The 14,726-nt window shown below is 65.2% G+C and carries 14 protein-coding genes; 5 read left to right on the top strand and 9 right to left on the bottom strand.

Annotated features, from left to right (window positions below; genetic code table 11):
- Positions 1–4 precede the first annotated feature (4 nt).
- Positions 5–1,054, bottom strand: coding sequence for an ABC transporter permease (locus NF551_RS15540; protein WP_423721751.1), 1,050 nt, complete (start codon positions 1,052–1,054; stop codon positions 5–7).
- Complete coding sequence (locus NF551_RS15535) at positions 1,051–2,568, bottom strand: sugar ABC transporter ATP-binding protein (protein WP_227895980.1); 1,518 nt, start codon at positions 2,566–2,568, stop codon at positions 1,051–1,053. The genes NF551_RS15540 and NF551_RS15535 overlap by 4 nt, the downstream gene beginning before the upstream one ends.
- Before the next feature lie 152 nt (positions 2,569–2,720).
- Between NF551_RS15535 and NF551_RS15530 the strand changes: the two genes are divergently transcribed.
- The 3 genes from NF551_RS15530 (at position 2,721) to NF551_RS15520 (ending at position 6,057) form a co-directional block, all read left to right on the top strand.
- Positions 2,721–3,764 carry a substrate-binding domain-containing protein gene (locus NF551_RS15530; protein WP_227895979.1) on the top strand — a complete coding sequence of 348 codons (1,044 nt, stop codon included), beginning with the start codon at positions 2,721–2,723 and terminating at the stop codon, positions 3,762–3,764.
- Positions 3,765–3,872: 108 nt separating this feature from the next.
- On the top strand, positions 3,873–5,009 hold the full coding sequence (locus tag NF551_RS15525; protein ID WP_227896073.1) for a Gfo/Idh/MocA family protein: 1,137 nt from the start codon (positions 3,873–3,875) through the stop codon (positions 5,007–5,009).
- A 46-nt stretch (positions 5,010–5,055) separates the two neighbouring features.
- A complete protein-coding gene (locus tag NF551_RS15520) occupies positions 5,056–6,057 on the top strand; it encodes a sugar phosphate isomerase/epimerase family protein (RefSeq protein ID WP_227895978.1) in 1,002 nt (333 codons plus the stop codon).
- 18 nt (positions 6,058–6,075) lie between these two features.
- Here NF551_RS15520 and NF551_RS15515 read toward each other — a convergent pair whose 3' ends face one another.
- From NF551_RS15515 to NF551_RS15495, 5 genes are read right to left on the bottom strand one after another with little or no spacing between them, the layout of a single operon-like run.
- On the bottom strand, positions 6,076–6,840 hold the full coding sequence (locus NF551_RS15515) for a ThuA domain-containing protein (protein WP_227895977.1): 765 nt from the start codon (positions 6,838–6,840) through the stop codon (positions 6,076–6,078).
- Positions 6,840–7,949 (bottom strand): Gfo/Idh/MocA family protein, encoded by a 1,110-nt coding sequence (locus NF551_RS15510; RefSeq protein WP_227895976.1) that lies wholly within the window; start codon positions 7,947–7,949, stop codon positions 6,840–6,842. Before NF551_RS15510 ends, NF551_RS15515 begins: the two co-directional genes overlap by 1 nt.
- Before the next feature lie 30 nt (positions 7,950–7,979).
- Positions 7,980–8,879 (bottom strand): carbohydrate ABC transporter permease, encoded by a 900-nt coding sequence (locus tag NF551_RS15505; RefSeq protein WP_227895975.1) that lies wholly within the window; start codon positions 8,877–8,879, stop codon positions 7,980–7,982.
- Positions 8,876–9,871 (bottom strand): carbohydrate ABC transporter permease, encoded by a 996-nt coding sequence (locus NF551_RS15500; RefSeq protein WP_227895974.1) that lies wholly within the window; start codon positions 9,869–9,871, stop codon positions 8,876–8,878. Before NF551_RS15500 ends, NF551_RS15505 begins: the two co-directional genes overlap by 4 nt.
- Positions 9,872–9,873: 2 nt before the next feature.
- Positions 9,874–11,163, bottom strand: a complete 1,290-nt coding sequence (locus tag NF551_RS15495) for an ABC transporter substrate-binding protein (RefSeq protein ID WP_227895973.1) — start codon at positions 11,161–11,163, stop codon at positions 9,874–9,876.
- Between the two features lie 300 nt (positions 11,164–11,463).
- Between NF551_RS15495 and NF551_RS15490 the strand changes: the two genes are divergently transcribed.
- A complete protein-coding gene (locus NF551_RS15490) occupies positions 11,464–12,465 on the top strand; it encodes an acetamidase/formamidase family protein (protein WP_227895972.1) in 1,002 nt (333 codons plus the stop codon).
- 15 nt (positions 12,466–12,480) lie between these two features.
- Positions 12,481–13,242 carry an SDR family NAD(P)-dependent oxidoreductase gene (locus NF551_RS15485; protein ID WP_227895971.1) on the top strand — a complete coding sequence of 254 codons (762 nt, stop codon included), beginning with the start codon at positions 12,481–12,483 and terminating at the stop codon, positions 13,240–13,242.
- Between the two features lie 11 nt (positions 13,243–13,253).
- Here NF551_RS15485 and NF551_RS15480 read toward each other — a convergent pair whose 3' ends face one another.
- Entirely contained in the window at positions 13,254–13,643 is a 390-nt protein-coding gene (locus NF551_RS15480) for a VOC family protein (RefSeq protein WP_227895970.1), read from the bottom strand.
- A 181-nt stretch (positions 13,644–13,824) separates the two neighbouring features.
- Positions 13,825–14,724 carry a PaaX family transcriptional regulator gene (locus tag NF551_RS15475; RefSeq protein ID WP_227895969.1) on the bottom strand — a complete coding sequence of 300 codons (900 nt, stop codon included), beginning with the start codon at positions 14,722–14,724 and terminating at the stop codon, positions 13,825–13,827.
- Positions 14,725–14,726: the final 2 nt, after the last annotated feature.

Here is a 14,726-nt window from a genome sequence, read left to right as displayed (position 1 = left end):
ACGGTTAGCCGCCCCGTTTAGACGGCCGCGTGGAAGCGAAGCGCTGCTGCAGCAGGACCGCGACGACGATGATCATGCCTTTGACGATGGCCTGGACGGAGGTGTCCAGGTTGTTCTGGGTAAAGATGTTGGTGAGGGTGCTGAAGATGAGCACGCCAAGGACGGTGCCCATGATCGTTCCCCGTCCGCCCGCAAGCAGGGTTCCGCCCACAACGACGGCGGCAATCGCGTCGAGTTCGTAGAGCAGGCCGTGGGTTGAGGTTCCTGCCGTTGTCCGGCCGAGCATCATGACCGCTGCGATGCCGGCGGCAAACCCGGAGAGCACGTACAGCGCCACCAGGTGCCGCTTGACCTTGATGCCTGCCAGCCGGGATGCTTCCCGGTTCCCGCCAATGGCTACGGTCCTGCGGCCAAATGTGGTGCGGTTCAGCACGAACCAGCCCACTGCCGCGGCCAGCATGAAGATCCACACAAGAACGGGAATGCCGAGGAATTCTCCCCGCATGACCTTGAGGAAGTCCCGGTTGGTGACGATTTGCGTGCTGCGGCCGGAAATAAGTTCCGCAAGCCCGCGCGCACCCACCAGCGTGGCCAGCGTGGCGATGAATGCAACAACGTTTCCGTAGGCGATCACCACGCCGTTGAGCAGGCCGACTCCCGCGCCGACGGCCAGGGCCACCAGGACCATCAGCAGCCAGGAAGACTGGGTCGCTGCGAGCTGGACGCTGGTCAGGCTGGCAACCACCGTTGCCAGGCCCAGGACCGAACCCACGGAAAGGTCGATTCCGCCGGCCGTAATGACAAAGGTGACGCCAATGCTGATGACGCCAATGATGGAGGCGTACCGCAGGATGGTGAGCAGGTTCTCCACGTTCAGGAACCGGTCGCCGCTCGTGATCGCGCCCACGGCGACCAGCAGGCCCAGCGCGAGGACCAGGCCGAGGCTGCGTCCCGCTGAACCGCCCAAGGCATTTTTCAGCGGATTGTTCCTGGCATCGCTGCTGCCGGGCGGGGTGTTGGTCGGATCAGCGACCGTGGTGTTTGGCTCGCTCACGCGGCACTTCCCTTCATGATGAGATCGAGCACGCCATGCTCGTCAATGTCGCTTGGGTTGGTTTCGGCCAGGACGTTGCCGTCATCGATGACGAGTACTTTGTCAGCGAGTCCCAGCACCTCTTCGATCTCGCTGGAGACGACGATGATGGCTGTTCCGTCCGCCGCGAGCTTCCGGATCAGGCTGTAGATTTCGGCACGGGCACCGACGTCGACGCCCCTGGTCGGTTCATCGAGCAGCAGTACCGGGGTGCCGTGGACAACCCAGCGGGCCAGCAGGATCTTTTGCTGGTTGCCGCCCGAAAGGGTGCGGGTGGTCCGGTCGGGATCGGCCGGCCGCAGTTCCAGCGCGGTGATCTGGTCCCGTGCGGCCTCCCGTTCGGCCTTTTCATTGAGGTAGCCGCCGCGCGCAAACCGTTCGAAGGTGGACAGTGTGACGTTCTTGAACAGGGGCTCATCCAGGAGGAGTCCCTGGCTTTTCCGTTCTTCCGGGGACAGTCCGATTCCCGCTTTGACTGCGGCGGGCACGGAGCCGGGTCGGAGCCGTTTGCCGTTGACTGAGATCCTGCCGGAGGTAGGTTTCCGTACTCCGGAGATGGTTTCCAGGATCTCTGAACGCTTGGACCCGACCAGCCCTGCGAAGCCCAGGATCTCTCCTGCCTTGATTTGGAAACTGACTTTCCGGAACTCTCCCTGCAGCTCGAGGTCTTCGACGTCGAGTACTACCGGGGCATCCGGGGAAAGGGGATGCCTTGGCGGGAAGACGTTCTCCACGTCCCGCCCGGTCATCAGCCGGACCAGCTCCGACCGCGAAGTTTCCGTGACCTTGAGGCCGCTGGCGGTGCTCTTGCCGTCCTTAAGTACGGTAATCCGGTCACCAATCTGGCGTATCTCCTCGAGCCGGTGGGAGATATAGACCACGGCGATGCCCTGCGCGGTGAGCTCCCGGATAACGCGGAAGAGATTCGCCACTTCACCGGAATCGAGGATGGCGCTGGGTTCGTCCATGATGATGAGCTTGGTGTCGCGGGACAGTGCCCGCGCCAGGCTGACAATCTGCTTGTTGGCAGCGGACAGGGATCCGACCTCGGCTGAGGGAGAGAGCCTGCTGTGCCCGAGCCGCTTCAGCAGAGCCCGGGTTAGTGCGTGGGCCTTCCTGACACGCAGGATCCCTCCGCTCGCGTTCTCGTGTCCCAGGAAGATGTTCTCCGTCACCGTGAGGCCGTCCACGACGTCCAGCTCCTGGTACATGGTCGCGATGCCCAGGGCCAGTGCTTCGGTGGGATGGGGGAGGGTGACTTCCTGGCCCTCCCAGAGGATCACCCCGCCGTCCGGCTCATGCACCCCGGAGAGGGCCTTGATCAGGGTGGACTTGCCGGCGCCGTTTTGGCCCATCACGCAATGGACCTCTCCGGGCCGCACCTGCAGGTTCACACCCTTGAGTACCTGGACAGTGCCGAACTGCTTCGAGAGGCCGCGCACCTCGAGCAAAGGGGGCTGATCTTCATCGAACATGTGAGGAACCTAACACATTATGTCGGTGGTCGGTATAAGGTCGTCGATTATTTTCAATCTTCTGTTATTGTGATGCGAATCACGCAAAGTTGCGGCTTTCAGTGGTGGTCATGTTCCTGGCGAAGACGCACTTACTCAATGAGGAGAACCAGATGCCTGCAGTTCTTAAGAAACGGAAAATGCTCATCCCCGTCGGCGCCTTCCTTGCAGTGGGCGCCCTGGTCACGGGGTGCACGCCCGGGGATGAGGGCGGAGACAGCCAGCCCTCGAATGCCTCGGTTGAGGGCAACGAGGCCGAGGGCGATACGGTTGTCATCGGCTTCTCAGGCCCGGCAGCAGACCACGGATGGCTTGGCGCCATCAACAGTGCCGCCCTCGCCGCAGCGGAGGATCTTCCGGACGTCGAGCTGCGGGTTGCGGAAGGCACCAACGATGCCAACCTGCAGATCAGCCAGGTGGAACAGTTCATCAACGACGGCGTTGATGCCATTGTGCTGCTGCCGACCGACGGCGCTGCGCTGACCCAGGTGGCGACCCAGGCCACCGAGGCCGGGATCCCGGTGATAAACGTGGACCGTGAGTTCTCCAGTCCTACCGCAGCCCGGGCCACCGTGCTGGGAGATAACTACGGCATGGGCGTCAGCGCCGGAAACTATATCTGCGAGAAGCTCGGCGGGAATAACGACGCCGTCATTGCGGAAATCGCCGGAGTCGACTCCCTGCCGCTGACCCAGGACCGCAGCCAGGGCTTCGCGGACGCCCTCGAATCCTGTGGCCTGGAGGTCAGCAACCGGGTGGCAGCGGACTTCACAATAGCGGGCGGGGAAGCGACCACGTCACAGCTGCTCTCCGCAGCCCCGAAGATCGATGCCATCTGGAACCACGATGACGATCAGGGCATCGGCGTGCTGGCGGCGATCGACAATGCCGGCCGTGACGAGTTCTTTATGGTCGGCGGTGCCGGATCGGCCAACGCCATGCGGGAGATCCAGTCCGGTGAAAGCGTCCTGGAAGCCACGGTGATCTACCCCTCCACCCAGGCGGCGGACGGAATCCGCCTGGCCCGGCTGATCGCGCAGGAAAAGGCGATGAGCGACCTGGTAGAGGTCGAGGTCCCGAAGCGCATTGTCCTGAACGCTCCGGTAGTCACCCAGGAGAACGTCGAGCAGTACCTGCCGACCGCCTTCGAGTCCTAGTACCCGCGCGGGACGCCCGATCGGGATTCGGGCGTCCCGCTGCCGCTGAGTTTTCCAACCTCCGGAAGAGGAATCATGCTGAACGACGTATCACCCCTGAGAGTTGCCATGATCGGCCATGGATTCATGGGTGCTGCCCATTCACAGGGATGGCGGGTTGCGCCTCGGTTTTTTGACCTTTCTGCACAACCCGAGATGACCCTGCTTGTGGGGCGCGATGCCGCTCGGACGGAAGCCGCAGCACGCAAATGGGGGTGGGAGCAGACGGAGACCGACTGGCGGGCGGCCGTGGCCCGCGATGACATCGACGTCGTAGACATCGTCACCCCCGGCGCATCCCATGCCGAGATCGCCGTCGCAGCCCTCGAAGCCGGAAAACACGTGCTCTGCGAGAAGCCGCTGGCCAACACCCTGGACGAGGCAGAAGCCATGGCGGCGGCCGCCGACGGCGCGGCCGGCAAGGCCATGGTTGGCTTCACCTACCGGAGGGTGCCGGCGGCATCCTTCGCCAGGGACCTTGTGCAGTCCGGCGCCATCGGCGAGATCCGGCAGGTACGCGCCGTCTACCTCCAGGACTGGTTGGTTGACCCCGAAGCTCCGCTGACCTGGCGGCTGCAGAAGGACGCCGCCGGTTCCGGAGCGCTGGGCGATCTGGGCGCCCACGCCGTCGACCTGGCGCAGTTCATCACCGGCCAGAAGATCACCGCGGTCAGCGGCACGCTCAATACCTTTGTCCATGAACGTCCCCTGTTGGGAGAGGCTTCGGGGCTGGCCGGGACGGGAACCGAGGAAAGGGGTCCGGTCACCGTGGACGATCTGGCCCTCTTTCACAGCCGGTTCGACGGCGGCGCAATCGGCTCCTTCGAAGCGACCCGCATGTCTACCGGCCGGAAGAACGCCCTTCGGGTGGAGGTTGCCGGCTCGCTCGGCGCCGTCAGCTTCGACCTGGAAAAGATGAACTCCCTGGGCTTCTACGACGCGGGGGCTCCGGCCACCCGCCTGGGATTCACGGACATCATGGTCACCGAACCCGAACATCCGTACATGTCAGCGTGGTGGCCCACCGGACACATGCTGGGCTATGAACACGGCTTCACACACCAGGTGAGGGACTTCGTGGAAGCCATCGCCGAAGGGCGCCAGCCGGAACCGTCCTTCGCCGACGGACTGCAGGTGCAGAAGGTCCTCAGCGGAGTCGAACGCAGCGCCGCCAACGAGAGTACCTGGACCAAAACCGAAAGCTGACCAGGCCCGGACACAGCTGTCCGGCCCAACACCGAGGAGAAATTCCATGGCACGAAATTTCACCCTTTTTACCGGACAGTGGGCGGACCTTCCGCTCGAGGAAGTCGCCCGGCTGGCCTCCTCCTGGGGCTATGACGGCCTGGAGATCACCGTCGCCGGAGACCACCTCGACGCCTGGCGCTGGGACGACGAGGATTACGTCGCCGGAAAACTCGAACTGCTGGAGAAGTACAACCTCAAGGTCTGGACCATCTCCAACCACCTCAAGGGCCAGGCCATCTGTGACGACCCCATCGACTTCCGCCACAAGGCAATCGTCGGTTCGCGGGTCTGGGGCGACGGCGACCCGGAAGGCGTGCGGCAGCGGGCAGCCGAGGACATGAAGAACACGGCACGGTTGGCGCGTGCCCTCGGCGTGAACACCGTGGTCGGCTTCACCGGCTCCTCCATCTGGCAGTACGTGGCCATGTTCCCGCCGGTCCCGCAGAGTGTGATCGACGCCGGCTACCAGGACTTCGCGGACCGCTGGAATCCCATCCTGGACGTCTTCGACGAATGCGGCGTCCGGTTTGCCCACGAGGTCCACCCCTCGGAAATCGCGTACGACTACTGGACTACCAAGCGCACTCTGGAAGCGATAGACCACCGGCCGGCCTTCGGGCTGAACTGGGATCCCAGCCACTTCATGTGGCAGGGCATCGATCCCGTGGGCTTCATCCATGACTTCAAGGACCGGATCTACCACGTGGATTGCAAGGACACGCTCCTGAACCTCAGCGGACAGCGGACCGTGCTTGGTTCCCACCTGCCCTGGGGCGACCCGCGGCGCGGCTGGGACTTCGTCTCCGCCGGACGGGGGAGTGTCCCCTGGGAAGCGAGCTTCCGGGCCCTGGCCGCGATCGGCTATGACGGTCCGATCTCCGTGGAGTGGGAAGACGCGTCCATGGACCGCCTGCACGGCGCGCCCGAAGCGCTGGAGACGCTGCGCGCATTCGACTACCCGGCGCCGTCGGCCTCCTTCGATGCCGCGTTCGGCACCGGGGACTAACGACGCCGGTTGCCGGACTTAGGTCCAGCGCCGCATGGGGTTTCCGACCTCCGGCTGGGCGCGCTCCCGTTCAGGTTGCGCGGCCCAGCGGACGGCGTTGGCAATGACCCGCTGGATGCCGGGGTGGTGGTAGATCGGATAGTCCTGGTCGCCGGGGCTGAAGTAGAAGATCCGTCCGTGGCCGCGGGTGAAGGTCAGGCCTGAGCGGAACACCTCTCCGCCCTCGAAGTTGCTGATGAACACCAGGTCATCCGGTTCGGGAACGTCGAAGAGCTCCCCGTACATTTCGCTGCGCTCCAGATGAAGGGGATTGGGCACGCCGTCCGCGATCGGGTGGGAGGGCTTAACGGTCCAGACCAGCTCGCGTTCGCCGTCGTTCCGCCACTGAAGCGAGCAGGTGGTGCCCATCAGTTTGGTGAAGATCTTCGAGAAATGCCCGGAGTGCAGGACGATCAGGCCCATGCCGCCCAGGACATGCCGGTGCACCCGCTCAACGACCTCGTTGGAGACTTCATCGTGGGCTTTGTGCCCCCACCAGAGGAGGACGTCCGTGGCGGCAAGCCTCTCCTCGTCGAGTCCGTGCCCGGGATCAGCCAGGACGGCGGTGGACACCTCAGATCCCGGGAAGAAGCCTGCAAGGAAGTCCGCCACCGCGCCGTGGATCCCGGCAGGATAGTCCTCGGCCATGGAGGCGGGCTGGTTGCTGGCCTCATGAACACCTTCGTTCCAGACCAGCACCCGCAGCTTGTCCTCAAACTGGTCCGGGGTTTCAGGGGACTGCATCAGACATCCACCTCCCGCTGTTCGGCGGCAGAGCGGTAACAGGCATCGATGACCCGTGCCCGGCTCAGCGCCAGGGACCCGTCATGGGCGCCCCACACCTCGGGACCGCCCCGCACGGCAGCCAGGAAATCATCGATGACAGCCTGGTGGCCGGCGCCGGCCTTCACCTCGGGTGACCAGTCGGCATTGCGGCCGTCCTTCTCAGCAAACACCCGCAGGTCAGCCACGGGATTCTTGGACGCTCCCAGTGCATGCAGCCGTGCGCCGCCCTCAGTCCCGTAGACCTGGAAGTCCAGCAGGTCATCCTGTTCCCGGTAGGCGGCCCAGCCGGCTTCGAGCACCAGGGTCCCTCCTCCTTCCAGCCGGACGAACGCGCTGGCAAAGTCCTCCACTTCGAATGCCGACTGGGTTGCCATGGCCGAATACCGTTCGTCGCCGCCGCGGCCGTGGGGTCCCAGTTCGGAGTAGGTTGCCGCGGAAACGGACAGGACCTTGGGTTCACCGAGCAGGTGGAGGGCGTAGTCCAGGACGTGGACGCCCAGGTCAACCAGGGGCCCGCCGCCGGACATTTCCCGGTTGGTGAACCAGCTGCCGAGCATGGGAATCCCGGCCCGGCGCAGCCACGATGCCTTCGCGTAGTACGGCCGTCCCAGGTCCCCGGCTTTAATGATGCGGCGCAGGGTGCTGATGTCTCCGCGCCTGCGGTGGTTGAACGCGACGTCGAGCACCCGCCCTGCCCGCCGGGCGGCGTCGACCATGTCCTGTCCTTCCACGGCATTCCGGGCCAGCGGTTTCTCGCTCAGGACATGCAGCCCGCGGTCCAGGGCCGCAACGGCGATCGGGGCGTGGAGGAAAGTGGGCACGGCAACGCTGACCGCGTCCAGTTCATCCAGCGCCACCAGGTCCTGCCAGTCGGCGAAGGCGTGAGGCACACCGTGCTGTTCCTGCAGCTCGCGGCGAAGGCCCTCCTCCAGTCCGGCCAGGGCAACGACCTCCACGCCGGGGGCACGGGAGTACGCGTCGAGGTGCTGCTGCCCTGCCCAGCCGAGCCCGATCACCCCAACTTTCAGGGGCGGTTCATGGGTGCCGTTGGTTGGCGCGTGGCTCACGGGCTGTCCTCCTGTGTTGCAGTTGATGTTCTATCCCTTGACCGCGCCGGCGGTAAGCCCGGAGACGATCCGTTTCTGGCAGACCAGCACCAGGATCACCAGCGGGATCGTGATGATGATCGAAGCGGCGCTGATGGTGCCCAGCGGCTGGTCGAACTCACTGGTTCCGCTGAAGAACGCAATGGCCACCGGAACCGGCCGTGCCTCCGGGGAGGACGTCAGGGTGACCGGCAGGAGGAACTCGTTCCACACGGAAATAAAGACCAGGATCGCGGTGGTCGCCAGGCCCGGCACCGCCAGCGGCAGGATCACCCGGTAGAAAGCCTGGAAGGGCGAAGCGCCGTCCATATAGGCGGACTCCTCCAGCTCACGCGGGATCTCCCGGAAGAAGGAGGTCAGGGTGTAGATGGCCAGGGGCAGGGCGAAGGTCAGCTTGGGAATGATGATGCCCAGCAGGGTGTCGTACAGGCCGATTTGGGTCCAGATGGAGAACAGCGGAGCCGCGATGGCGATGGCGGGGAAGGTAGTGACCGAAAGGATCAGCGCCAGCAGGAACGCCTTGCGCCGCATCCTCAGCCGCGCCAGGGCGTACGCGGCGAAGGACGCGAACACCATGGCAATGGCAGTCGCACTCACCGCGATGATGACCGAGTTCCGGATGGAGAGCAGGAAGTCGCCGTCCTGGAACACGGTCAGGTAGTTCGCGAGTGTGGGGGCGCTGGGGAAAAGTTCCCCGGAGCTGAGGGCACTGCCGGCCTTCAGCGACGTGTTGAGCAGCCAGTAGAAGGGAACCAGGGAGAACGCCATCACGGCGACCACCACCAGCCAGACGAACGGCCCGGGCCCGGCGTTCCGCGGCCTGCGTGCCTTCCCGGCAGGACGGGGGCGTGCTGCTGCCGGCGCTGCTGCCGTTTCCTGTGCCGTGCTCATTCTTTCTCCTCGGCTACCGCACGGATGTTGCCACCGGCGAATCGGATGTAGATCAGGGAGACCACCATGACCGTGATGAACGTGAGGATGGACAGGGCAGAGCCTTCACCGACCAGCCGGTTTTCCCGCAGCTCGCGGTAGGCCAGCATCGACATGGACTCGGTGCCGTTGGCGCCGCGGGTCAGGACGAACGGCAGGTCGAAGACCCGCAGTGCGTCCAGGGTCCGGAAGATCGCCGCCAGCACGATCGCCGGTTTCAGCAGGGGCAGGGTGATGTTCAGGAAGGTCTTCCACTTCCCGGCCCCGTCCAGTTCGGCCGCTTCGTACACGTCCCCGGGAATGACCTGCAGCCCGGCAAGGACCAGCAGGGCAACGAACGGTGCGGTCTTCCAGACATCGGCCAGCACAATGACGGCCATGGCATAGCCGGGTTCACCCAGCCACACCACGTCCCCGCCGGGCAGGCCGAGGGCATCCAGGACGGTGGTCACCAGGCCCAGGTTGGGTTCGAACATGGTGCGCCAGGTGATGGCCGAGACCACCGTGAGGACCGCATAGGGAACCAGCACCACCGTCCGCAGCAGCGCCCTCCCGCGGAACGCCATGTTCAGCAGCAGGGCCAGGCCAATTCCCAGGACGATCTCCAGGCTCACCGAGAACGCGGTGAAAATGAACGTCTGGCCCATCGCCGTCCACCATTCCCCGCTGGTGAGCGCGCTGATGTAGTTGCCCAGCCCCACGAACCGCGAGAGCCCGGACTGGCGCAGGCTGTACTGGTTCATCGACAGCCAGATCGCGTAGGCGATCGGGAAGGCTGCCACCAGCGCCATGACGGTCAGCGCCGGTGCCACCATCTTCCGTGCCAGGCGGCGTTCCGCCTGGGTCCGGCCGGAGGGATTGTCCCGGCCGGAGGAGCGCTTTCCGGTTCCCTTCGCGGACGTTTTCCTGCCGGGTCCTGTGTCCCGGGGATGCGCCTCTATCCCGGCGGCCATGGCTAGAAGGTCTCCTGGGCGGCCTTGATCTGCTCAGCCATCCGCGTCACGGCCTCGTCGGCGCCCGCGTCGCCGGAGATCACCGAATAGGCGTTTTCATATATGGCCTGGGAGATCTGCGGGTACACGGGCGACTTGGGCCGGGGCTTGGCACCCTCCACCGAATCGCGCAGCTGCTGTGCGAACGGCATCTTTTCCTGCACCGCGGGATCGTCGTAGGCCGCTTCATTGACCGGGGCCTGCGAATAGTCCGCGGCGACCCGCTTCTGCCAGTCGGGGGTGGTGGCGAAATTGATGAGGGCGACGGCGGCTTCCGGATTGTCCGAGAAGGCGTTGATCGCCAGGTTCCAGCCGCCGAGGACGCCGCTGGGGGTCCCGTCCTCGCCGAAGGCGGGCAGCGGCGCGACCTCGAAGGTCCCGGCGAGGGCGCTTTCATTCAGCAGCCGGTACACGTGCGGCCAGTTGCGCTGGTAGCCGTAGTCTCCGCTTTCAAACGCCAGGCGGGTGGCGTCCTCGTCATAGGTAAGGACGGACCGCGGGGCTGCTCCGTCTTCGAGGCCCTGTGCCATGAACTCCAGCACTTCCCGGGTTTCCGGCGAATCGACGGTGACGTTGCCGTCCTCGTCCAGGACTTCGCCGCCGGCGCTGTAGAGCAGTTCCAGGAAGTTCACGGTAAGGCCCTCATATTGCTGGGCCTGGTAGACGTACGCGTTTTCGGGAGCGGCGACTGCCTCCTCGTAGAGCTGCTGCCAGGATTCCGGGGCACTGACCTTCTCCGGCATGTAGTAGATGAGGCTGGCGTTGGTATAGAAGGGAGCGGCCCAGTACTTGTCCTCGAACAGGGCGGTTTCCAGGGTGGAGGGGATGGTGCCTTCCTCGTAGCCGCTCACCAGTTCCGTCTGGTCCATGACCCAGCCCTGGCTGGCGAACTCGCTGACCCAGGTGACGTCCATGAGGAAGAGGTCGCACTCCGTGGACTCTCCTTCCAGGCGCTGCACCATCTGGGTGCGTGACTGGTCCGAGTTGGCGCCAATCTCCACGTATTCGGCCTGGATGTCAGGATTCTGCTTGGTGAACTCCGCTACGGTTCCGCGGTTGATGCCGCTGGCGTCCTTGTGACCGCAGAGCTTTACTTCTCCGCTGGCCCCGTCGGCCATGCCCGGGTTTACGGACTCGGTTTCGGCGGTTCCGACGTCGCCGCCCCCGCCGCATCCGGCCAGCACCATGGCGGCTGCTGCCAGCCCGGCACCAATCCGACGGGTCCGTGCGGTGCTGTTGCGTCCTCTGCTCACGTGCTGTCCTTCCGCGCTGTCGACGATGACAGCTGGCTTGGCCGGGAGCTTTCCCGGCGACTTGGCATCCCGTTCTGGCCTCACGTTCACCTCTTACCGCGCACGAGGTGGTGCCCACATTTGCGGAGGGTGCCTAAGCATGTCAATGCTTTTGGTGCGAAAAGAGCGCTGGAGGTGCGAATCATCAACTCTGGCCCCAGAAGTCACAGCCAGCACAACTTTTACTGCCGTCGGATGCGCGGCTGCCGTGTTCTGCCCCGCTGTATCCAGAAGCTAAAACCTCGGCTAGGCTCCCGGCGCATGGAGATCGTCGAATACCGCCCCCGCCCGGACCAGCTGGTTTACACCTTCGGCGGCGCGGAGCCGGTGATGCGGATCAAGCCGGGCACGGCCCTGAAGCTCTGGTCGGAAGATGCGTTCAACAACGCCCTGACCTCTGTGGAGGACCTGTCCAGCGAGAAGGTCGACCTCAACTTCGTGAACCCGCAGACCGGACCGTTCTATGTGGAGGGCGCCGAACCCGGGGACACCCTCGCGCTGCACATCGTCGAACTGACCCCGGCCCGCAGCTACGGCGCCTCCGCCACGATTCCGTTCTTCGGCGGGCTCACCAGCACCGACCGCACCGCGTTCCTGCAGGACCCGCTCCCGGACACCACCTGGATTTACCACGTCGACTCCACCCGTTCCACCGTTGGTTTTCAGGCGAGGTTCGGGGACTTTGAGGTCGCGCTGCCGCTGGAACCCATGCTCGGTACCGTTGGGGTGGCCCCTCCCGGCGGCGAGGTCCGCTCCTCGCTGGTGCCCGAACGGTTCGGCGGGAACATGGACGCCCCGGAGGTCAAGGCCGGCACCACGGTGTACCTCGGCGTGAACCAGTCCGGAGCGCTGTTCTCTATAGGAGACGGCCACTACCGGCAGGGCGAAGGCGAAGCCTGCGGCACCGCCGTCGAAGGTGCCATGCACTCCACCATCCTGGTGGAGCTGATCAAGGGCGGCGCCCCGGCCTGGCCGCGGCTGGAGAGCGACGGTGAGTGGATGGCCGTGGGGTCTTCCCGCCCGATGGAGGATTCCTGGCGGATCGGGCAGGTGGAGATGGTGCGCTGGTTCGGCGAGCTCTTCGGCCTGCACCAGATGGACGCCTACCAGCTGCTCACCCAGACCGCGCAGGCGCCGATCGCCAACGCCGTGGACGCGAACTACTCCGTGGTGGTCAAGGCCCGGAAATCCCTGTTCCCGAAGGCCGCCGCCTACGACGGCCTGCACGCCGACCTGCGCCGGCGCAGCGCAGAACTTCTCTAAACACTAGGAGCAGTCATGGATCTGCAGTTGAGCGGCAAGACGGCGCTGGTCACCGGCGGAACCCGGGGGATCGGGCGGGCGATCGTGGAGGCGTTCGCAGCGGAAGGGGCGAACGTTGCCTTCTGCGCCCGGGACGCCGCCGAAGTCGCTGCCACCGAAACGGCGCTCGCGGGCACCGGGGCCACGGTTGAAGGCACCGTTCTGGATGTGGGCGACGGCGGCGCCGTGGCCGCCTGGGTCGACGCCGTTGCCGGCCGTTTCGGAGGGCTGGACGCGGTGGTCAGCAACGTCAGCGCGCTGGCGATCCCGGATTCTCCGGAATCCTGGGAGGCCAGCCTGCGGGTGGATGTGATGGGCACCGTGGCTCTGATGCAGGCGGCAATCCCGCACGTGGAGCGCAGCGAATCGCCGTCGCTTGTGGCTATTTCCAGTGTCTCCGGCCGTGAGGTGGACTTCGCCTCCGGACCCTACGGCACAGCGAAGTCGGCACTGATCGGCTACATGGCCGGGCTCGCGTTCCAGCTGGCCGGCACCGGGATCCGGGCCAATACCGTCTCGCCCGGCAACACCTATTTCGACGGCGGCGTCTGGCAGGGGCTCGAAACGGGGGCTCCGGAGATGTTCACCGAGTCCCTGGCCCTGAACCCCACAGGCCGGATGGGCACGCCGCAGGAGGTGGCCGACGTCGTCGTCTTCGTCTCCAGCCCGCGTGCCTCGCGGATGACCGGTGCGAATGTGCTGGTGGACGGCGGTCTGTCCCGCGGGATCCAGTTCTAGCCTGGCTGGTATCAGGCTGTCCGCTCCGTTTCGCTGCGCAGGATGCAGAACTCGTTGCCTTCCGGGTCGGCCAGGACCACCCAGCCCGTTCCGTCCGGACGCCGCTGGTCATCCACCTGTGTGGCGCCAATGGCCAGCAGGCGTTCGAGTTCCAGGTCCCGGCCGCCTACCTCCGACGGCTCAAGGTCCAGATGCACGCGGTTCTTGACCTGTTTGCTGTCCGGAACGGTGATGAAGAGCAGCCGCTGGGTGCCGTCGGGGGAGGAGATCATGCATTCGTCGTCACCGGGCTGGTTGGGATCAGCGGGGTCATCGTGGAAGTCGAGCACGTGGGCCCAGAATTTCGACTGGGCATAGGCGTCGAGGCTGTCGAAGGTCGTGTGGGAAATCGATACTGTCATGGCCGGAAGCATACGGTTGACCCGTCGGATTTCGCCTTGCGTGGGTGTGGAACGAGGCCGAGGAAGCATGCAGTTTCCCAGTCGCCGTTACAGAAGTTCGCTGGTGGGGTCACTTTGGTAACACGAGCCACGATGACTGGGAGAACTGGGCGGTCCGCCAAGCGGAGTGAGGCCCGTTCGGCTACAGCCGGCGAATCGAAACGTCCTGCACGTGGGCGGGGGAATGCTGCTCGACGACGGACCGGACGTAATCGATCGCGTCCTCGGTCACGCCGTCGTACAACTCTGCAAACGCCTCGCGGGCGGCACGCCGCGGCCAGTCGTCCGCCAGTAATCCCAGGGGCAGGTCCGGATCAAAGCGCGGGAAGCCGCGGAAGACGTTGACTACTTCTGTCCGGGCCCGCATCGACTCAGCCGGGGAAAGCTGGCCCTTGCGCATCCGGTCCAGCGGATCCTGGAGAATCGAGGTGAAGGACGTGTACAACTCACGGGCCAGGTCCAGGTCCCAGGCATCAACCGGGTTGCCGAAGCCGGTCCCCGCAGAAGAGACGCGGCCGCGAATCAGGGACGCCGATACCACTCCGAGCTTTTGGCAGAGGGCTATCGCCTGCTGTCCGTGGTCCCGGGGAGTGATCCACGCGCCGTCGTACAGCGGAGCGAACCACATCCATGACAGGCCCTTGCGCAGCTGCTGCCGTACGGCCCGCTGGTCCTCCGGGATGGAGAAGAGCAGGGTGGTCCAGTCGGGATCGGCAGGACCGTGGTCGGTGCCGAAGACCCGGATCACGGTGAACCCTTCAGTGAGCCGGCGCCGAGCCTTGTCCGACAGGGCATAGAAAGTCCGCCGTCCATCCTTGACGGTGGTTAGGCGGCCTTCCCGCGAGAGCCGGCTGAGCAGTGTCCGCGTGCCCGACGGGCTGACATCCATGCCTGCCATCAGGTCCACGAGGGCACCCGAAGGAACCATGGCTCCCTCTTCCAGCCAGTACTCAGCCATGAGCGTGACCAGTACCCGGCGTCCACGGGGGCCTTCAGCCACGACGGATCGCAGGTCTTCCAGATTGCTCCACACAGCGCTCATAG

The sequence above is a fragment of the Arthrobacter caoxuetaonis genome (assembly GCF_023921125.1).
GTDB lineage: Bacteria > Actinomycetota > Actinomycetes > Actinomycetales > Micrococcaceae > Arthrobacter_B > Arthrobacter_B caoxuetaonis.
Note: the sequence above shows the minus strand (reverse complement) of the source record. Positions and strands in the feature narration are given on the sequence as shown.

Coding starts and splice junctions, on each gene's coding strand:
- NF551_RS15500 (WP_227895974.1), bottom strand. CDS start 9,871: ATGGCCGCCGGGATAGAGGCGCATCCCCGGGACACAGGACCCGGCAGG.
- NF551_RS15525 (WP_227896073.1), top strand. CDS start 3,873: ATGATCGGCCATGGATTCATGGGTGCTGCCCATTCACAGGGATGGCGG.
- NF551_RS15505 (WP_227895975.1), bottom strand. CDS start 8,879: ATGAGCACGGCACAGGAAACGGCAGCAGCGCCGGCAGCAGCACGCCCC.
- NF551_RS15530 (WP_227895979.1), top strand. CDS start 2,721: ATGCCTGCAGTTCTTAAGAAACGGAAAATGCTCATCCCCGTCGGCGCC.
- NF551_RS15480 (WP_227895970.1), bottom strand. CDS start 13,643: ATGACAGTATCGATTTCCCACACGACCTTCGACAGCCTCGACGCCTAT.
- NF551_RS15520 (WP_227895978.1), top strand. CDS start 5,056: ATGGCACGAAATTTCACCCTTTTTACCGGACAGTGGGCGGACCTTCCG.
- NF551_RS15485 (WP_227895971.1), top strand. CDS start 12,481: ATGGATCTGCAGTTGAGCGGCAAGACGGCGCTGGTCACCGGCGGAACC.
- NF551_RS15515 (WP_227895977.1), bottom strand. CDS start 6,840: ATGCAGTCCCCTGAAACCCCGGACCAGTTTGAGGACAAGCTGCGGGTG.
- NF551_RS15490 (WP_227895972.1), top strand. CDS start 11,464: ATGGAGATCGTCGAATACCGCCCCCGCCCGGACCAGCTGGTTTACACC.
- NF551_RS15475 (WP_227895969.1), bottom strand. CDS start 14,724: ATGAGCGCTGTGTGGAGCAATCTGGAAGACCTGCGATCCGTCGTGGCT.
- NF551_RS15535 (WP_227895980.1), bottom strand. CDS start 2,568: ATGTTCGATGAAGATCAGCCCCCTTTGCTCGAGGTGCGCGGCCTCTCG.